The sequence below is a fragment of the Euzebya sp. genome (genome assembly GCF_964222135.1).
In the GTDB taxonomy this organism is placed as follows: domain Bacteria; phylum Actinomycetota; class Nitriliruptoria; order Euzebyales; family Euzebyaceae; genus Euzebya.
This window is the reverse complement of sequence record NZ_CAXQBR010000003.1, coordinates 158,293-177,106: the sequence shown is the minus strand read 5'-3', so window position 1 is coordinate 177,106 and position 18,814 is coordinate 158,293. Positions and strand designations below refer to the sequence as shown.

Genomic DNA, 18,814 nt, shown 5'->3' with positions numbered 1-18,814 from the left:
GTCGCTCGCCATCAGGTCGGGGGCGACGATGAGCGCACCGTCGTAGGCCTGCGCGGCCTCCGCGGCCACGACGACCGGGTCGTTGTAGGGCGAGACGTGGGTGATCACCAGCCGGCGCGCGCCGGCGGCGGCGGCGGCCTGGCCGGCCTCGAGTCCCGTGTTGTGCACGTCGGCGGGGATCGGGCGCTGGGACTCGAGCCAGGTCGCGTCGCACAGGAACAGGTCGGCGTCGCGGGCCAGGTGGCTGGTGGTCGGCGTCGGCGCGGTGTCGCCGGTGAAGGCGATCACGTGGTCCCCGGCGGTGGTCCGCGACCCGAGGCACGGCAGCGGGTGGTTCATCTCGAACAGCTCGATCGAGAGCGTCCCGATCGTCAGCACCTGACCGGGGGCCGCGACCTCGAAGCGCAGGAGGTTCGCCATCTTGTCGATGGACTCCTGCGGCAGGATCGACGCGATCATCTGGTACATGTCCGCCGGCCCGTAGACCGGGATCGGACCGGGGCCGGCGGGGTGGAACCGCAGGGCGTACTGCAGCCCGTAGAGGTCCAGGAAGTGGTCGGGGTGCATGTGGCTGATCAGGATCGCGTCCAGGGCGGCCAGGTCGATCACCTTGCACAGGTTGTGCAGGACCCCCGGTCCCATGTCGAGGAGCACGTCGGTGCCGTCGTGGCTGACCAGGTAGCCCGAGCAGACCCGCTCGGCGGACGAGTGGGTGCCGGCGCTGCCGATGACGGTCAGCCTGGTCGTCACCGCGCGCACCCTACAGCGCAGCGGCCATCCGGGACGCTGATTAGGCTCCTCCCCCGTGAGCAGCGCCGGCCCCCCCTTCGACCCCGGAGCCATCGAGGCCTTCCGCTACACCGGCGTCGAGGTGGACTCCGACCGCGGGGAGCTCCGCTGCACCTACGCCCTGGACGACGCCGTGACCTTCGAGGAGGTCATCGACGTCGGCGCCGGGCAGGTCTGGACGCCGGCGGCGCACGAGGCGGCCCGGTTGGTGTACCTCCTGGCCGGCGTCTCCTACTACAAGGCGGCTGCGCCCGGCCGGATCGACCTCGGTGACACCCCGCTGCGGGATGGCGAGACCGCGTTCCTGCGCAGCTTCTACCTGGACGGCCTCGGCGAGTACGCCTACCGCAACGACCTCGACCTGTCGGGCCTCGAGATCGTCGGCGGTGCGGATGCCGGCCCGCCGGTGACGGCCGAGGTGACGCCCGGACGACCCCTCATCCCCTTCGGGGGAGGGATCGACTCGCTCGTCACCGTCGACGCCCACACCGGGCGCGACACCGACGTCACCCTCTTCGTCGTGGACCGCCGGGGTGACCGCTTCGCGGCCATCGAGGACGCCGCGGCGATCACCGGCCTGCCGATCCGGCGGGCGCACCGGACCCTCGACCCGAAGGTCCTCCGGTCCCGTGAGCTCGGCTACCGCAACGGCCACGTGCCCGTGACCGGCGTGATCTCGGCGATCGCGATCCTGTCAGCGGTGCTCGGCGGCCACGACTCGGTGGTGATGAGCAACGAGTGGTCGTCGTCGGCGGGCAACCTCGTCGTCGATGGCCGCACGGTGAACCACCAGTTCTCGAAGAGCCTCGCCTTCGAGGAGGCCCTCGCCGGCGTGCTCGGGCGGGCGGTCGAGGGCGGGCCGGCGTACCACTCCTTCCTCCGGCCCTACTCCGAGCTGCGCATCGCCCGGCGGTTCAGCCGCCTCACCCGCTTCCACGGGACCTTCCGCAGCTGCAACCGCGCCTTCCACATCGACCCGGCCCAGCGCTGGACGACGTGGTGCGGCCGCTGCGACAAGTGCTGCTTCATCGACCTGATCCTGAGCCCGTGGATGCCGCGCACCGCCTTGGAGGACGTCTTCGGCGGGGCCGAGCCGCTGGCCGACCTGACCCTCCTCGACACCTTCCGGACCCTCGTCGGGGTCGGCGGGGACGTCAAGCCGTGGGAGTGCGTCGGCGACGTCGACGAGTCGGCCGCCGCCGCGTTCCTCGCCGCCGACCGGGAGGACCGCGCGGAGACGCCGGTGCTGAGGGCCTTGGTGGCCGACCTCGGCGAGGCCGCACGCCCGTCGGCGGACGACGTCCGCCGGCTCCTCGAGCCCCTGGGACCGTCCCATGCCCCCTTCGGACTCGGTGAACCCGACGTCCTGGTCTGACCTGACCGGGGCAGCCGTCGGCCTCTGGGGCCTCGGTGCCGAGGGGCAGGCCAACCGCCGGGCGCTCGAGCGGCGCGGCATCGTCCCGGTGATCGTCGACGACGCCGGGGTCGAGGGTGCGCTGGCCACGGACCGCGGGGGGCTCGAGGCCCTGGCGCGGTGCGACGTGGTCATCGCCTCGCCGGGGATCAGCCGGTACGACCTGCGGGTCCGGTCCCTCCGCGCCGCCGGGGTCGAGGTCACCGGCGGTCTGGCGCTGTGGCTGGCCCAGGCGCCGGTGGACCGGGTCGTGTGCGTCACCGGGTCCAAGGGCAAGTCGACGACGACGTCGATCCTCGGCCACCTGCTCGCCGGCCTCGGCCACCGGGTCGTGGTGGGCGGCAACCTGGGCGTGCCGCCCTGGCTCGAGGAGGACGACGCCGACCTGTGGGTCGTCGAGGTGTCGAGCTACCAGGCCGCCGACGTCCGCACCTCCCCCGGGGTGGTGGCGGTCACGTCGCTGTCGCCGGACCACCTGACGTGGCACGACGGCGACGTCGAGACCTACTACGCCGACAAGCTCCGGCTGGCCAGCCAGCCCGGCGCGCGCGTCACGGTCGCGAACGGGCACGACCCCGCCCTGGCCGAGCGCGCGCACCTGCTCGGCCCGCAGGTCCGCTGGGTCCGCGCGGACGATGCGGTCCCGGAGTGGGTCCGCGAGCTGGGCGTGGTCGGACGGCACAACGTCGTCAACGCGCTGATCGCCGGGGTGTGCCTGGAGGAGCTCGGCGTCCGCGCCGACGAGGCGGACCTGGTCGCCGCCGCCCGCGACTTCGCCCCCCTCGAGAGCCGGCTGCGCCCGATCGGCACCGTCGACGGGGTCGAGTTCATCGACGACTCGCTGTCGACGAACGTCCTGCCGACGGCCGCGGCGGTGGACGCGATGGGATCGCGCCCGACAGCGCTGATCGCCGGCGGGTTCGACCGCGGGATCGAGTACGCGCCCTTGGCCAGCCACCTCGCCGCACGGGACGCCCCGACGTTGGTCCTGGCCATCCCGACCACCGGCGCGCGCATCGCCGACGAGATCGCAGCGCTGCCGGAGGGGGCCGGCCAGGTGGAGGTCCGCCGCTGCGCGGACCTGTCCGAGGCCGTCGCGGCCGGCTTCGACTGGGCGCGGGGGCGCGACGGCGGGGTCGTCCTCCTCTCCCCCGCGGCGGCCAGCTTCGACCACTTCCGCGACTACCGGCACCGCGCCGAGGTCTTCGCGGCGGCGATGCGGGACTGCGCAGCGGAGTAGCGGGGCGGGCGGAGCGGGCTGGTCCCACCCCTCCCGCGCACGGATCGACCAGCACGGAGGGTGAACGGCGTCGGCGCGGGGTGATCGTCCGAGGTCATGGCGACGGGCGCGCACGGATTGACCCGCGCGGAGCTCCCGCCGGATCGCGCCAGTGGTCGATCCGTGCGCGGGGGAGGTGGTGGGATCCCATAGCGTGTGACGCCGTGGCCGACGGACCGCTGCCGGACGAGCCGGCCGACGAGGAGCTGCTGGCCCGCTTCGTCGCGGGCGACGCGGACGCGTTCGGCGCGCTCGTGGCCCGCCACCGCGACCGCGTGTACGCGATCTGCTGGCGGTTCTTCCGCGACGACGCTGACGCCGAGGACGCCACGCAGGAGGCCTTCGTCGCGCTGTACCGGGGGGCGTCGTCCTTCCAGGGGACGGCGCGGTTCTCGACCTGGATGTACCGGGTGGCGACGAACACCTGCCACGACCTGCGGCGCAGGCGGGTCCGCCGACCCCAGTCCGCCGGGGTGGACGTCGACCAGGTCGGCGCGACGTCCGTCGACGAGATCGGTGGCGCGGAGCTCGACATCGACCTCGATCGCGCCCTGGCCCGCCTGCGACCCGAGCACCGGGAGGTCATCGAGCTCCACGTCCTGCGGGGCGTGCCGTACGCCGAGATCGCCGAGCGGACTGGGGTGGCGATGGGGACCGTCAAGTCGCGCATCCACCGGGCCACCGCCCAGCTGGCCGGGCTGCTGGCCACCGACGACGGGGAACACGCACGCCCTCCCGTACTTCCAACCCAGCAGGACCGCGGCGGGCTCGCCCCCGCACCCGGTGACCCGCCGGGCCGTCCACCCATCCCCCACGACCCCTGATGACGACCCCCCCCCCCTCCGATGACCTGCTGGCCGCCTGGCTCGCCGGGGACCTCGACGCCGCCGAGGACGCCGCGGTCGCCGCGCAGGTGGCCGCCGACCCGGACGTCGCCGCCCGAGCCGATCGGCTCGCCGAGGCCCTCGGGCGCCTGGCGGAGGCCGCCGCCCCCGCCCCGCAGGCAGGTCTCGCGGCGCGACTGGACGCCGTCGTCGCGGACCTGGTCGCCGGCGGTGTGGTCGCCGGCGATGTGGTGGCCGGCGGCCACAAGCGCCCCGCAGGTCGCCGCGACGGCCGTCGGCCGGGCGGGGCGGGGTCGGCGCGCCGGTCGCCCCGGCTGACCCCGGTGCTCGCGACGGTGCTGCTGGTGCTCGTGGGCTCGACGGTCGCGGTGCAGTCCTTCCGCGACGGTGGGCCGCTCGGTCCGACCGACCCCCCGACGACGGTCGGGCGGGAGTCCGATGCCGATCAGGTCGCGGGCGGCCCGGAGGAGGACGGGGCGGATGAGGACGGGGCGGATGGGGACGGGGCGGATGGGGACGGGGCGGATGGGGGCGACCTCGACGAGGTGGACCCGGACGGGGACAGCCCCTCCGGGACGGTCGAGGAGCCGCCGGGCCCCGCCACGGGGGGAGCTGGGACCGGCCCCGGGGTGCTCGACGGCGACGGCGCGACCGGTCCCGCCACGAGCGGGCCGGGGAGCACGGGTGGTGGCGGCCCGGGGGGTGGCTCGGGCGGGTCCGGCGGCGGTGGCGGCCCGGGCGGGGGCTCGGGCACGGGCGGCGGCGGGCCCTCCGGCGCACCAGGCGGCGACGGCCCAGCCGCCGGGGGACAGGGCGAGGCCACCGACGACGCCGAGGACCCGCAGGGCGGCGATGAGCCGGTCGCACCGCCTCCGGCACCCCTCCCCCGCCCGGACGACGAGCAGCCCGCCGTCGGCGGCCCCTCGGCACCTCCCGAGGCGGGCCCCGGTGCCGAAGACGAGGGCGGCGAGGAGGACGCTCCCGAGCCCAGCCCCGGCGTGGGCGGCGGTCCTGAGGAGCCCGGCGCTGCGCCGCCGCCGTCGGGAGGCGGCGCGGGTGGTGGGGACGGCCTCGACGAGGACTCGGGCGACGAGGACTCGGGCGACGAGGGCTCGGGCGACGAGGGCTCGGGCGACGAGGACACAGGCGACGCGCCACGGGCGACGTCGGTGACCGTCCGGGACAGCGGGGTGGTGCTCGATGGCGACGCCGCCGCGCGCCGGCACTTCGCCGGCCGTCCGGAGGTCCCGCCCCTGCGCGACCTCCGCGGGGCCGAGGCCGCCGCCAGGGCCGACCAGCACGCCGCCGAGACCGCCCAGGCCCCGCCGTTCGCCTCGGGGACCCGTCCTGCGGCGTGCCTCGGCGCCGTCCGCACCTCCGCCGACGTGATCGTGGCGGTCGTCGAGTCCGCCGTCGTCGGCGGGGAGCCGGCGATCGCCCACCTGGTCGTGACCAGCGGTCGGGCATCGGTCGTCGTCACCCGCAGCGCCGACTGCGCCGTGATCCTGTCGACGACCCTCGACGGCTGACGGACCTCCCGGCGGTCAGGTGAAGGCGGAGATGCCGGTGATGCCGCGCCCGACGATCAGGCTCTGCACGTCGTCGGTGCCCTCGTAGGTGAACACCGCCTCGATGTCCGCGTGGTGGCGGACGACGTGGTGGTCGAGCAGGATGCCGTTGCCGCCGAGCAGCGACCGGGCGTCAGCCAGCAGGGACCTGGCGACCCTGGCCGCCTGCATCTTCGCGAGCGCGGCGGTCGGCAGGTCGACCTCGTCGAGCTGCGCCAACCGCACGCACAGCAGCCGCAGGGACGTGAGCTCGGCGAGCATGCCCGCCAGTCGGTTCTGGACCAGCTGGAACGACCCGATCGGCTCGCCGAACTGCTCGCGGTCGGTGGCGTACGCGGCTGCCAGGTCGTAGGCGGCCTCGGCGTGGCCGAGCGCCTCCCAGGCCACCCCGGCCCGGCTGGCGGTCAGCACGCGGGAGGTGTCGGCGAACGTCCGCGCGTCGACCAGACGGTCCTCGGCGGGGATGCGGACGCCGTCGAGGGTGATGTGGCCCTGCCACACCGCCCGGTTGCCGACCTTGCCGGTGATCCGCTCCGCCGACCAGCCCGCCACGCCACCGTCCGGGCCCCGCTCTGCCCGATCGACGTCGACGACGAACCCGCCGACCTCCCCGTCGTCTTCCCGCGCCCAGACGACCGCGACGTCGGCGACGGTGCCGTTGCCGATCCAGCGCTTCGCGCCGTCGAGGACCCAGTGGTCGCCGTCACGCCGCGCCGTCGTGGCCATCGACACGATGTCCGAGCCGTGGTCGGGTTCGGTGAGGGCGAAGCAGCCGAGGCGCTCCAGGCGGGCCATCGCCGGCAGCCAGCGGTCGCGCTGCTCGGTCGAGCCGAGGTAGGCGATCGATCGCATGGCCAGGGAGGACTGGACTCCGTAGAAGGTGACCAGGCTGCCGTCGCAGCGGGCCAGCTCGGCGCTGACGACCCCGGCGGCGAGCGGCGACAGGCCCGGGCAGCCGTGCCCCTCGATCGTCCCGCCGACGATCCCGAGGTCGGCCATGCCGCGGAACAGGTCGACGGGGAACTCCCCCGCCTCCCAGATGTCCCCGATGACACCGAGGACCTCGTCCTCGCACCACGTGCGGACCCGGTCGCGCAGGGCCCGCTCCTCCTCGCCGAGCAGCCCCTCGACGTCGAACCAGTCATCGCGCATGGGCCGGGCCCTTCCCCGCCGCCCGCGCGGCGACGCGCCGCCGCCGCTAGACCCGGCGGAGGGTCAGGCCGAGGTCGGTGAGCCGCTCGAAGGGCTGGTCGTAGCCGCGCTCGAGGTGGCGGACGCCGCTGATGTGGGAGGTGCCGTCGGCCACCGCGGAGGCGATCACGCCGGAGAACCCGGCCCGCACGTCGGGGATCTCGACGTCGGCCCCGACCAGCTTCGACACGCCCCTGACCACCGCGGAGTGCTTGGCGTTGCGGTCCGCGAAGCGGCAGTGCGGCCCGCCCAGGCAGGTGTCGAACAGCTCGATCTCGCCACCCATCGCGCGGATGACGCCGGCGGGGTAGCGGACCCGGTCCTCGAACACGGTCTCGTGCAGGACGCTCATCCCCTCCGCCTGGGTCATCAGCACCAGCAGCGGGGACTGCCAGTCCGTCGCGAACCCGGGGTGGGTGTCGGTGTGGAGCGCGACGGCCCGGAGCGGCAGGTGCTGTTGGGCGGCGACGTACTCGTCGGTGATGCGGATGTCCGCGCCCATCGCCTGCAGCGTCGTCAGGGCGGTCGTCAGGGCCGACTGCGGGCAGCCCTTGACCCGGACCTGCCCGCCGGAGATCAGGCCGGCGACGAGGTAGCTGAACGCCTCGAGCCGGTCCCCCGCCAGCGTCGTCTCCGCCCCGCGGGTCCGCTCCACCCCGTCGATGACGAACCGCCGTCCCGGCTGGCGCTGGATCCGGGCGCCCATCCGCTGGAGGAAGAGGGCGAGTTCCAGCACCTCCGGCTCGGTGGCCGCGCCGGTCAGCACGGTCCGGCCCTCGGCGAGCGCGCCGGTGATCAGCACCGCCTCGGTCGCCATGACCGAGGGGTACGGCAGGTCGATGCGCGCCCCCACCAGGGGGTTGGCGCGCGCGGTGACGCCGGCGTCGGTCTCGATGACCTCCGCCCCGAAGGCCCGAAGGGCCGAGACGTGGAAGTCGATCGGCCGTCGTCCGATCTTGTCGCCGCCGGGGAGGGGCACGAACGCCTCGCCGCTGCGGTACAGCAGCGGACCGAGCATCAGGATCGAGATCCGGTTGAGGCCGGTGTACTCGACGGGCACCTCCGAGGCGATCGGACCACCCGCGTCGACGGTGATCGTGCTGCCGTCCCGCTCGACGCCGACGCCGAGGGAGCGCAGGATCGACGTGGTGATCGCCACGTCCCCCACGTCGGGGACGTTGGCGATGGTCGACGGGGTGTTGGCCAGCAGCGCCGCGACCATGTGCTTGGTGACGGCGTTCTTCGACCCGGCGACCTCCACGTCGCCGGTCAGCGGACCGGAGGGCTCGACCTCCCAGGTATCGCTCATGCGGTCGAGGGTAGGCGCTGCCGAGGTCCGGTCAGCGGAACCTCGCTGACCGGACGGGTACGTGCGGATCAGCCCGTCCCCGCCGCCGTGCCGCGCACGTCGCGCGGCGCGACGCCGTAGCGCGCCCGGAAGGCGCGGGAGAAGTGGGCCGCATCGCGGAAGCCGTGGCGGTGCGCCACGGCGGCGACGCCGCAGGTGCCGTCCGCCGCCAGGGTCCGGTGGCAGCGCTCGAGCCGCTGCTCGCGCACGTAGCGCATCACCGACGTCCCGGCGTCGGCGAACAGGACGTCCAGGTAGCGACGTGACACGCCGATGGCCGCTGCGACCCGCGCCGGGGACAGGTCGGGATCGCCCAGCTCGGCCTGGATCACGCGGGTCGCGCGTGCCCGCAGACCGGCGCGACCGGCGGCGGTGTCGGGTTCGGGCCTCCCGCCGTCGAGCGCCGTGGCGAGAAGGTCGACGACCATCGCGCCCACCTGCTCGCGCAGCGCCTCGCCCGCCTCGCCGCACGCCGCGCGCCGCCAGCCCGCACCGAGGAGGTCGAGTGCCAGCCGGCCGGCGCCACGCCGCAGGTCGAGGGCCGGCCACCCGCGGGCGTCGGCGGTCCGGAGGCGACTCGACAGGGCGGCGCCATCGATCCGGAGGCTCCAGACCTCCCCGCCGCCGAGCTGGGTGTAGCGGTACGTCGCCGCGGAGTCCCCGAGTGTGGCCTGTCCGGGTCCGGCCACGACCGCGACCCCGCCCTGCTCGCGGACGATCTCCGCCCGCTGCGGCATCGGCAGCACGAAGAAGCGGTCGGCCGCCCGCCGGACGTGCGCCGCCTCCCGCACGTACACGAGCGGTCCGCTCTCGACCCGGTACGCGCGGAGGGGCCCGAACGTCTCCCACCGCACGGATGCGTGGAAGGGCTGGTCACCCAGCCGCGCCACGCTCAGCGGGAAGCAGAGGCGCTCGAGGACCTCCGCCCACCCCGCCGTCGTGTCAGCTCGTGCGGTCTGCAGGGCGGGGAGTGTCCACCTCCCGTGCGCGGGCAGTCAAGCGCGGTGCGCGGGGGGACAAGGCCGGCGGCTCCTCGGGCACTACGGTCCCGGGACAGGAGTCGTCGAGGAGGATGCGTCGTGGAGCTGAGCAGCCGAGGGGTGGACCTGCACGTCACCGACCAGGGGTCGGGGAGGCCGCTGGTGATGATCTCCGGGTGGACCTTCGGCGCATCGGTCTTCGACCGCAACGTCGAGCGCCTCGCGGCCGGGCACCGGGTCGTCACGGTGGATCTCCGCGGCCACGGCGGCTCCGCGGGCGTCGGCCACGGCTGGGACATCCCGACCGCGGCCGCCGACGTCGCGGCGCTCCTGTCCGAGCTCGACCTCGACGGGGCCGTGCTGGTCGGCTGGTCCATGGGCGCCCAGGTCGCGGTCCACACCGCACTGTCCCACCCCGGCCTGTCCCACCCCGGGGCGCTGGCGGGGCTGGTCCTCATCGACATGACCCCGCGCGTCCTCGCGGAGGACGGGTGGCCGCACGCGGCCTTCGGCGGTCTGACCGCCGAGGCGGCCTTCGGCATCGCCGACGGGTTCCAGCGCGATCGCGAGGCCACCGGCGGCGAGCTGCTCCCGTCGTTCTTCGCCAGCCCACCGGACGAGGAGACCGCGGGGCACTTCGGGACCGACCACGGGCGGTGCCCGACCGAGGCGGTCGTGAGCTACCTCGCGTCCATGGGCGCCCAGGACCTCCGCGGGCGGGCGACGGAGATCGCCGTGCCGACGCTCGTCCTCACCGGGGCGGAGAGCGCCGTGTACCCCTCGAACCCGGGATCGTGGTGGGCCGAGGAGCTCCCCGACGCGACGTCGCAGGTCATCCCCGACGCGGGCCACGCGCTGTTCTGGGAGCAGCCCGACGCCTTCGCCGACGCGGTGGAGGGGTTCACCGCTCGGCTGGGCTGACCGGCCGCGTCCGGAGCTGACGGTCGTCGAACAGGGGTGTGCGGGGTGTAGCGGCGCCAGCCCCCACTGGAGGTCTGTCAGGTTCGTTGCGCAGGACGGAACGAAGGCGACAGACCGAGTCGGGGTCTCGCCCGCACCGCCGGAGGTCTGTCAGATTCGTTTCGCAGGACGCGACGAAGGTGACAGGCCGCAACCGGCGGCCGGTCAGCGCAGCTCCGCGCTCGTCAGCCCGAGGAGCCGTCGGGCGATGATCAGCAGCTGGATCTGCTGGGTGCCCTCGAAGATGTCGAGAATCTTCGCGTCCCGCGCCCACTTCTCGAGCAGCTCGGTCTCGCCGTAGCCCACCGGACCGCACAGCTGCACGCAGCGCAGCGCGACGTCGACGCACGTCCGGCCGGCCTTCGCCTTCGCGTAGCTGGCCTCCAGGCTGTTCGGCTTCGCGTTGTCCGCCATCCACGTCGCCTTCAGCGTGAGCAGCCGCGCGGCCTCGTAGTCGGCCTCCATCGCCAGCAGGGCCGCCGCGGCGGCGTGCTGGGCGTGACCCGGCCGGTCGTGGTCGACCTCGACGCCCGCCTCCGCGAGCAGCTCGCGGGTCCGCTCCAGGCAGGCCGCGGCGACGCCGAGGGCCATCGCCGCGACCAGCGGACGGGTGTTGTCGAAGGTCTGCATCGCCCCCGCGAACCCGGTCTCGGTCGAGATCTCCGGGCTGCCCAGCAGGTTCTCCGCGGGCACGCGGCAGTCGGTCAGGATGAACTCGGCGGTGTCGGAGGCGCGGATGCCGAGCTTGTCCTCGCTGCGGACGAACTCGAGCCCGGGGGTGCCCTTCTCGACCACGAAGCTCTTGATCGCCGCCTTCCCCTTGGACGGGTCGAGCGTCGCCCACACCACGAGCAGGTCCGCCCGCTCCCCGGCGGTGATGTAGATCTTGTTGCCGTTCAGCACGTAGTGGTCACCGTCGCGGACGGCGGTGGTGCGGATGGCGGAGGAGTCGGACCCGGCGTCGGGCTCGGTGATCGCCATCGCGGCCCACTTGCCCTTGAACCGCTCGGCCTGCTCGTCGTCGGCGACGCTCGCGATCGCGGAGTTGCCGAGCCCCTGGTTCGGGATGGTCAGCATCAGCCCCAGGTCGCCCTTGGCGGCCTCGGCGATCGAGAGGGCCGTCGACATGTTCGAGCCGTTGCGGTTCCCGTCCGTGGTCTGCACGCGCTTCACGCCGGTGGCGCCGGTGCCCGACAGCGAACCTGCCTCCTCCATGCCCGCCATGGCGGCGGCGAGCATGTCGAGCTCCTTCGCGTAGGTGTGCTCGTCGCGGTCGTAGCGCCGGCTGATGGGCCGGAGCACGTGCTCGGCGACCGCCTGGGCCTGCTCGATCACGGGCGTGAACTTCTTCGGGATCTCGAGGTTGATCATTCTCGGTCCTTCGGACGGAGGGCGGGGTGCGCCTGCGGCACGCTGTCCACTGTTCCGCCAGACCAGGCGCGTCGCGCGGTCTGGCGGGCCACGCCTCGCAGGCTCGGCGCGGCGGTCATTCCGGGATCACACGAGCAGGCCCCCGTCGACCAGGCCGGCGGCGCGCAGGTCGCGGTACCAGCGCTCCACCGGGTGCTCCTTCACGTAGCCGTGGCCGCCCAGCAGCTGGACGCCGTCGGAGCCGATCTGCATCCCCTTCTCGGTCGCCAGTTGTCGGGCCACCGCGGCGGCGGCGCCGAACGGCTTGCCCTGGTCGGCCAGGCTGGCCGCCCGATAGGTGGCCAGGCGGAGCCCCTCGAGCTCGATGGCGATGTTCGAGATCATGAACGCGACGGCCTGGCGGTGGGCGATCGGCTCGCCGAAGGCGGTCCGCTCCTTGACGTACGGGATCACGTGGTCGAGGACCGCCTGCGCGGTGCCGGTGGCGGCCGCGGCCCAGGCGATCCGTGAGCGCGCGACGACATCGCGGTAGACGGTCGGGTCGCCGTCGCCGATCACCGCCGAGCGCGGGACCCGCACGCCGGTCATCGCGAGCTCCCCGGTGGCGGCCGCGCGGACGCCCATGGTGGGCTCCGCCCGTGCGGACAGACCCTCCGCCCCGGCCTCGATGAGCACCAGGGCCGGTCCCTCCCCCTCCACCTGCACCGCCGCGCAGACCAACTCGAGGGCGGTGGCGTGGGGGACCAGCGCCTTGACGCCGTCGATGACGAGATCGTCACCGACCCGTCGGGCGGTGGTGCGCAGGGCCAGCGGGTCGAACAGCGGACGCGGCTCGGCGATCGCCAGGGCAGCCGTCGGCGGGTCGTCTCCGGCGAAAGGCGGCAGGTAGGCGGCCTGCTGGTCGGCGTCCCCGTGGAGGCTCAGGACCGAGGCCACGGCCGCGGGTGCCATGATCCCGGCGGCGAGTCCCATGTCGCCGTGGGCGAGCGCCTCCAGTGCGAGGACCCCGGTGACCGCCGACCGCTCGTCGACGACGCCGCCGACGTCGGAGGGGATGCCGAGGACCATCGCGCCGATCTCGGTCGCCATGGCCGCGAACTTGTCGGGGGTCGACTGCGCCTCGTCCGCCTCCCGGGCCATCGGCCGCAGGTGGGTCCCGGCGAAGTCGGCGAAGGTCTCGACCAGCATCTGCTGCTCATCGTCCGGCGTGAGGTCGAACAGGTCCGACCCGCGCCGCGGCGTCTGCCGGGCCGGCGCCCCCCGCACGGCCTGCGACGCACGGGCGAACTGCCGGCCCGTGGCGGTCAGGGCGGTGAACCCGCCGCGGGAGCCGGCCTGCACCCACCCCTCCACGCGCTCGCGCACGCCGAGGCGGTCGAGGACCTCGAGGCCCGCCAGGCGTCGGAGGCCGCCCAGGGCGAGGCCCATTCCGTCTGCTGCTAATGACATGTGTCGCATCCTCCGGCTGGGAAAGGCTGGTGGCAGGTCCGTTCGGCCATCGGTGTTACCAGCGGTAGGCGTTACCATAGGTTACAGCACACGGTCCTGCCATCGTCAAGTGCGCCCGCGGAGCGCGCGACCCACCGGACCACCCCTCATCCGAGAACCCAAGGAGAACGCCGTGAGCCCCACCCCCTCCCCCGCACCTCGCCAGGCCGTCATCGTCGGCGGCAACCGCATCCCGTTCGCCCGGTCGAACACGGCGTACGCGAAGGCCACGAACGCCGACATGCTGACCACCGCGATCGACGGCCTGGTCGCCCGGTTCGGCCTGGCCGGCCAGCGCCTGGGCGAGGTCGTCGGCGGCGCGGTGCTGAAGCACTCCCGCGACTTCAACCTGGTCCGCGACAGCGTGCTCGGCACCGCCCTCTCGCCCGAGACGCCCGCCTTCGACGTCCAGAAGGCCTGCGACACCTCCCTCGAGGCGACGATCGCCGTGGCCAACAAGATCCGGCTCGGCCAGATCGACGCGGGGATCGGCTGCGGCGTGGACACCACCTCCGACGCCCCGATCGCCGTCAACGAGGGGCTGCGCAAGGTCCTGATGGAGGCCAACCGCGCCAAGGGCCCGATGGACTACGTGAAGCTGCTCGGCCAGCTCCGCCCCGACCACCTGGTGCCGGAGATCCCGCAGAACTCCGAGACCCGCACCGGCATGTCGATGGGTGAGCACCAGGCGCTGACCACCGCGGCGTGGGACATCTCCCGCGAGGCGCAGGACGAGATCGCCGTCGCGAGCCACCGCAACCTCGCCGCCGCCTACGAGCGCGGGTTCTTCGACGACCTGATCACGCCCTACCTGGGCCTCGACCGGGACAACAACCTGCGGCCGGACTCGTCGATCGAGAAGCTGTCGACGCTGAAGCCCGTGTTCGGCGACCCGGAGACCGGGACGATGACCGCGGCGAACTCGACGCCGCTCACCGACGGCGCCGCCGCGGTGCTGCTGTCGACGGAGGACTGGGCCCGGGAGCGCGACCTGCCGGTCCTCGCCCGGTTCGTGGACGCGGAGTCCGACGCGGTCGACTACGTGCACGGCCACGAGGGCCTGCTGATGGCGCCGGCCTACGCCGTCCCCCGGTTGCTGGCGCGCAACGGCCTGTCCCTGCAGGACTTCGACCTCTACGAGATCCACGAGGCCTTCGCCTCGACCGTGCTGACCACGTTCGCGGCGTGGCAGGACAAGGAGTTCTGCACCCAGCGCCTGGGCCTGGACGACACCCTCGGATCCGTCGACATGGCCAAGGTGAACGTCGCCGGATCGTCCCTCGCGACCGGCCACCCCTTCGCCGCGACCGGCGCCCGCATCGTCGCGACGGCAGCCAAGCTGCTCAGCGAGCGCGACGACTGGGCGCACGGCGGACGGGCGCTGATCAGCATCTGCGCGGCGGGCGGGAACGGCTTGGTCGCGATCATCGAGAAGTAGTCGCACACACCCCCTGTGTCGGGAGACCCGTCCTCGTGACTGGTCTCCCGACACACCGCACGACGAGGAGCACCCTCTGATGGCAGACCTGTACACCCAGTTCGTCAACTCCCAGGTCGGTGAGCGGATCGCCGGCGCCCTCGGCCTGCCCAAGCCGGCGGCGCTGCGCCGGTACGAGCCCGGCCAGCCGCTGCTCGACGGCCCGCTGCTGCTGGGCGGCGACGGCCGCCTGGCCGACACCGTCGCGAAGCTGCTCGACGCGGCCGGGGTCGAGGTCCACCGGACCCCTGCCGACGCCGAGCAGACCCCGCGGTACGCGGCGCTCGTCTTCGACGCCACGCACATCACCCGGTCCGCCGACCTCGACGCCTTGCACGGCTTCTTCCACACCACCATCCGGCGGCTGGGACCCTCGGCCCGGGTCGTCGTCCTCGGCACGGTGCCGGACGCGACCGGCGACCCGGCCGAGCACGCGGCGCAGCGCAGCCTGGAGGGCTTCGTCCGGTCGATCGCGAAGGAGCTCCGCGCCGGCGGCACGGCCAACCTCGTCGAGGTCGTGCCCGGCGCGGACGCCGGCGTCGGCGGGCCCCTCCGGTTCCTGCTGAGCGGCCGATCCGCGTACGTGTCCGGCCAGCGGATCACCGTCGGGCCCTCGACCGACCACCCGCCGGTCGTGCCGGCGGACGCGAACCGCCCCCTCGACGGGAAGGTCGCGGTCGTCACGGGTGCCGCCCGCGGCATCGGCGCCGCGATCGCCCGCACGCTGGCGCGGGACGGGGCGCACGTGGTCTGCCTGGACCTCCCGTCGGCAGGTGACGCCCTGGCCGCGGTCGCGAACGGCATCGGCGGGTCAGCGCTGCAGCTCGACATCACCGACGACGACGCCGGCCAGGAGCTGATCGACCACGTCCGGAGCCGTCACGGCGGCCTGGACATCATGGTCAACAACGCCGGGATCACTCGCGACAAGACGGTGGCCGGCATGGACGAGCGGCGCTGGGACCAGGTCATCGCGGTCAACCTCACCGCGATGGAGGCGCTCGACGCCGCGCTCCTCGCCTCCGACGTCCTGCGGCCCGGTGCCCGGATCGTCTGCGTGTCCTCGATGTCCGGCATCGCCGGCAACCGCGGGCAGACCAACTACGCCGCCTCGAAGGCGGGGGTCATCGGCCACGTCGCCGCGCTGGCCCCACGGCTGGCCGAGTCCGGCGGCACGATCAACGCCGTCGCCCCCGGCTTCATCGAGACGGACATGACCGACGCGATGCCGATGGCGACCCGTGAGATCGGTCGACGGCTGAACAGCCTGTCCCAGGGCGGCCAACCGGTCGACGTGGCCGAGGCGATCGGGTTCTTCGCGGGCTCGGATGCGACGTGGGTGAACGGCACGACCCTGCGCGTCTGCGGCCAGAACCTGCTGGGGGCCTGAGCATGGCCACCCCCACCACGATCGAGCTGGACGAGGCGCCGTCACTGACCCCGATGCTGGCGAAGGCCGCGAGGGGTGCGATCCCCGGCCTGGGCGCATCGGGGGAGGGTGAGCTGCCGGCGACGACCGCGGTGCTGCGCGGCGCGACGGTCGACGTGGACCACCTCGCCGACTACGCCGAGGTGTGCGGGTACCGCCTGGGCCCGGTGCTGCCGCCCACGTACCTGCACATGCTGGGCTTCCCCCTGTCGGTGCTGCTGATGACCCGCCCGGACTTCCCCTTCGGGCTGATGGGGATGGTGCACGTCCGCAACACCATCACCCAGTCACGCCCCGTCGGGATCGACGAGGCTCGGCGTACCGGCGTGGACCTGACGGCGACGGTCGAGAACCTGCGCCCCCACCCCAAGGGGCAGCAGCTCGACAACGTCGTCGTGGCCACCGTCGACGGTGACGAGGTGTGGCGGTCGATCAGCACGTACCTCAAGCGGGGGTCCGGCGGGGACGAGCAGGCCGACGACCGCAGCGGCGCCGCCGACATCGACGTCGGCGACCTGCCGATGACCGCGCGCTGGTCCGTCCCCCGCGACATCGGGCGGCGCTACGGCGCGGTCTCGGGCGACCGGAACCCGATCCACCTGTCGGCGCTGTCGGCCAAGGCGTTCGGGTTCCCGCGCGCGATCGCGCACGGGATGTGGACCAAGGCCCGCTGCCTCGCGGCGCTCGAGGGCGTGCTGCCGTCGACCTGCACGATCGACGTCGCGTTCAAGCTGCCCCTGCTGCTGCCGTCGAGGGTCGAGTACGCGACCGCCCGCCGCGGAGACGACTGGCGCTTCGGCGTTCGCGGCACCGGCGGCAAGCCCCACCTGGCCGGGGCGGTCGTCGCCGGCTGACGCGCGGACTGCGCGCCCGCGGGTCAGCGGGTCAGCGGGTCGTGGCCCGGCGGAAGAGGACCACGCACAGGAGCAGGCCGAGCGCACCGAGGCCGGTGCACCACGCCACGGCGATGACGGCCGTCCCGGCGTCCACGCCGGTGCCGAGCAGCAGCGCCCGGAGCGTCTCGATGATCGGCGTGGTCGGTTGGTGCTCGGCGAAGGCCTGCAGGGCGGCCGGCATGGTCTCGGGCGGGACGAACGCGCTCGAGACGTAGGGCAGGAACATCGCCGCGAACGAGAACGCGCTGGCCGCCTCCGGGTCGCGGGCGACCAGGCCGAACGCCGCGGCGAGGGTGGCGATGGCGGCCATGAAGAGGGCGAGCAACCCGATCGCGGCGGTCCACGCGCCCACGCCCGCGGTGGGTCGGAACCCGATGAGCAGCGCGACGGCGACGACGATGGCGGTGGACACGAGGTTCCGGAGGACGCTCGCGACGACGTGGCCGGCGAGGACCGCCGACGCGGTGATGGGCATCGAGCGGAACCGGTCGATGATCCCGGTGGTCAGGTCCTGGGTGACGCCGACCGCGGTCCCGGCAGAGCCGAACGCGGCGCACAGGAGGACGATCCCCGGGACGACGTAGTCGACGTAGGCGCCGTCGGTCCGGATCGCCCCGCCGAAGACGTAGACGAACAGCACGAGGATGCAGACCGGCAGCATCACCGCGACGAGGAGGGCGTCCACGCTGCGGAGGGAGTGCCGCACGCCTCGCCCGACGAAGGTCGCGGCGTCGCGCGCGGCGTCGACGGGCGAGGGGCGGTGCGCCCGGGCGGTCGGCGTGGTCACGGCGCGACCTCCACGGGGGCGGCGGTGTCGGTGAGGGACAGGAAGACGTCGTCGAGGGTCGGGCGGTGCAGGTCGACGCGGCGGAGGGGGATGCCGGCGTCGGCGAGGGCGTTGAGGACCGCGCGGAGGTCCTCGGCGGTGCCGTCGGTCGCCACCTCGAGGACCTGCGTCGCCTCCTCGTAGCGGGCGGGGTGCCCGCCTCGGGCGGCCAGCACCCCGGTGGCCGTGGCGGCGTCCGCCGGGTCGGCGAGCTCGAGGCGGGCGGTCTCGGCGCCGGCGCCGGCCTTCAGGTCCGCCGGCGTCCCCTCCGCGACGACGTGGCCGCGGTCGATGACCGTGATCCGGTCCGCGAGCGCGTCGGCCTCCTCGAGGTACTGGGTCGTCAGCAGGACCGTCACGCCGCGGTCGCGCAGCGCGGTCACCGACGCCCACACCCCCCGTCGGCTGCGTGGGTCCAGCCCGGTCGTCGGCTCGTCGAGGACCAGCAGCTGCGGGTCGCCGAGCAGCCCGAGCGCGATGTCGAGCCGGCGGCGCATCCCGCCGGAGTACGTGGCGACCCGCCGGTCGGCGGCGCCGGACAGGTCGAAGGCGGCGAGCAGATCCTCCGCGCGGCGGCGGGCCGCGGTCCGGCCGAGCCGCAGGAGGCGCGCGACGAGGAGCAGGTTCTCCCGCCCGGTCAACACGTCGTCCACGGCGGCGAACTGGCCGGTCAAGCTGATCGCGGCGCGGACGGCCCAGGGGTCGGCGGCCACGTCGTGGCCGGCCACCACCACCCTTCCGCGGTCCGCCGCGAGGAGGGTGGAGAGGATGCGGACGGCCGTGGTCTTCCCCGCGCCGTTCGGACCGAGCAGGGCGACCACGCCACCCCGGGGGACGGCGAGGTGCACGTCCTCGAGGACGCGGACCTCCCCGAAGGCCTTGTGGAGGCCCTCGATCTCAACTGTGTATGCCATACACTATGTGTACTTCATACACACCTCTACGATCAACCG

The 18,814-nt window shown here is 74.1% G+C and carries 15 protein-coding genes and 1 pseudogene; 8 read left to right on the top strand and 8 right to left on the bottom strand.

Features of this window, described 5'->3' with window-relative positions; all coding sequences use genetic code 11:
* Window positions 1-108 precede the first annotated feature (108 nt).
* Window positions 109-843 (bottom strand): annotated as a pseudogene (locus tag ACEQ2X_RS01605) (MBL fold metallo-hydrolase); the annotation flags it as partial.
* Here ACEQ2X_RS01605 and ACEQ2X_RS01600 point away from each other — a divergent pair.
* From ACEQ2X_RS01600 to ACEQ2X_RS01585, 4 genes are all read left to right on the top strand, one after another.
* Window positions 806-2,164 carry an endonuclease domain-containing protein gene (locus tag ACEQ2X_RS01600; protein WP_370323985.1) on the top strand — a complete coding sequence of 453 codons (1,359 nt, stop codon included), beginning with the start codon at window positions 806-808 and terminating at the stop codon, window positions 2,162-2,164. The pseudogene ACEQ2X_RS01605 and the gene ACEQ2X_RS01600 sit on opposite strands and share 38 nt — an antisense overlap.
* Window positions 2,124-3,443: a UDP-N-acetylmuramoyl-L-alanine--D-glutamate ligase gene (gene murD, locus ACEQ2X_RS01595; RefSeq protein WP_370323984.1), complete on the top strand. Its 1,320-nt coding sequence runs from the start codon at window positions 2,124-2,126 to the stop codon at window positions 3,441-3,443. Before ACEQ2X_RS01600 ends, murD begins: the two co-directional genes overlap by 41 nt.
* 203 nt (window positions 3,444-3,646) lie before the next feature.
* Window positions 3,647-4,306, top strand: coding sequence for an RNA polymerase sigma factor (locus ACEQ2X_RS01590; protein ID WP_370323982.1), 660 nt, complete (start codon window positions 3,647-3,649; stop codon window positions 4,304-4,306).
* Window positions 4,306-5,856 carry a hypothetical protein gene (locus tag ACEQ2X_RS01585; RefSeq protein WP_370323981.1) on the top strand — a complete coding sequence of 517 codons (1,551 nt, stop codon included), beginning with the start codon at window positions 4,306-4,308 and terminating at the stop codon, window positions 5,854-5,856. The genes ACEQ2X_RS01590 and ACEQ2X_RS01585 overlap by 1 nt, the downstream gene beginning before the upstream one ends.
* Window positions 5,857-5,871: 15 nt before the next feature.
* On the opposite strand, the gene ACEQ2X_RS01580 is transcribed toward ACEQ2X_RS01585, so the two are convergent.
* From ACEQ2X_RS01580 to ACEQ2X_RS01570, 3 genes are all read right to left on the bottom strand, one after another.
* Window positions 5,872-7,047, bottom strand: a complete 1,176-nt coding sequence (locus ACEQ2X_RS01580) for an acyl-CoA dehydrogenase family protein (RefSeq protein WP_370323979.1) — start codon at window positions 7,045-7,047, stop codon at window positions 5,872-5,874.
* 46 nt (window positions 7,048-7,093) lie between these two features.
* A complete protein-coding gene (murA, locus tag ACEQ2X_RS01575) occupies window positions 7,094-8,395 on the bottom strand; it encodes a UDP-N-acetylglucosamine 1-carboxyvinyltransferase (RefSeq protein WP_370323978.1) in 1,302 nt (433 codons plus the stop codon).
* A gap of 68 nt (window positions 8,396-8,463) precedes the next feature.
* Window positions 8,464-9,396, bottom strand: coding sequence for a helix-turn-helix domain-containing protein (locus ACEQ2X_RS01570; RefSeq protein ID WP_370324065.1), 933 nt, complete (start codon window positions 9,394-9,396; stop codon window positions 8,464-8,466).
* Between the two features lie 117 nt (window positions 9,397-9,513).
* Here ACEQ2X_RS01570 and ACEQ2X_RS01565 point away from each other — a divergent pair, with 117 nt between their 5' ends.
* Complete coding sequence (locus ACEQ2X_RS01565) at window positions 9,514-10,335, top strand: alpha/beta fold hydrolase (RefSeq protein WP_370323976.1); 822 nt, start codon at window positions 9,514-9,516, stop codon at window positions 10,333-10,335.
* A 204-nt stretch (window positions 10,336-10,539) separates the two neighbouring features.
* On the opposite strand, the gene ACEQ2X_RS01560 is transcribed toward ACEQ2X_RS01565, so the two are convergent.
* Entirely contained in the window at window positions 10,540-11,745 is a 1,206-nt protein-coding gene (locus tag ACEQ2X_RS01560) for an acyl-CoA dehydrogenase family protein (RefSeq protein WP_370323975.1), read from the bottom strand.
* A gap of 126 nt (window positions 11,746-11,871) precedes the next feature.
* Window positions 11,872-13,203, bottom strand: a complete 1,332-nt coding sequence (locus tag ACEQ2X_RS01555; RefSeq protein WP_370323973.1) for an acyl-CoA dehydrogenase family protein — start codon at window positions 13,201-13,203, stop codon at window positions 11,872-11,874.
* Window positions 13,204-13,366: 163 nt separating this feature from the next.
* On the opposite strand from ACEQ2X_RS01555, the gene ACEQ2X_RS01550 reads away from it, so the two are divergent.
* The 3 genes from ACEQ2X_RS01550 (at window position 13,367) to ACEQ2X_RS01540 (ending at window position 16,993) form a co-directional block, all read left to right on the top strand.
* Window positions 13,367-14,671, top strand: coding sequence for an acetyl-CoA C-acetyltransferase (locus ACEQ2X_RS01550; protein WP_370323972.1), 1,305 nt, complete (start codon window positions 13,367-13,369; stop codon window positions 14,669-14,671).
* 79 nt (window positions 14,672-14,750) lie between these two features.
* Window positions 14,751-16,100 (top strand): 3-oxoacyl-ACP reductase, encoded by a 1,350-nt coding sequence (locus ACEQ2X_RS01545; protein ID WP_370323971.1) that lies wholly within the window; start codon window positions 14,751-14,753, stop codon window positions 16,098-16,100.
* Window positions 16,101-16,102: 2 nt separating this feature from the next.
* The gene (locus ACEQ2X_RS01540; RefSeq protein ID WP_370323970.1) at window positions 16,103-16,993 is read left to right on the top strand and encodes a MaoC family dehydratase; all 891 of its coding nucleotides are present in this window, start codon (window positions 16,103-16,105) and stop codon (window positions 16,991-16,993) included.
* 31 nt (window positions 16,994-17,024) lie between these two features.
* On the opposite strand, the gene ACEQ2X_RS01535 is transcribed toward ACEQ2X_RS01540, so the two are convergent.
* Together ACEQ2X_RS01535 and ACEQ2X_RS01530 are read right to left on the bottom strand one after the other, a co-directional pair.
* Complete coding sequence (locus ACEQ2X_RS01535) at window positions 17,025-17,822, bottom strand: ABC transporter permease (protein WP_370323969.1); 798 nt, start codon at window positions 17,820-17,822, stop codon at window positions 17,025-17,027.
* A complete protein-coding gene (locus ACEQ2X_RS01530; RefSeq protein WP_370323968.1) occupies window positions 17,819-18,775 on the bottom strand; it encodes an ATP-binding cassette domain-containing protein in 957 nt (318 codons plus the stop codon). The genes ACEQ2X_RS01535 and ACEQ2X_RS01530 overlap by 4 nt, the downstream gene beginning before the upstream one ends.
* Window positions 18,776-18,814: the final 39 nt, after the last annotated feature.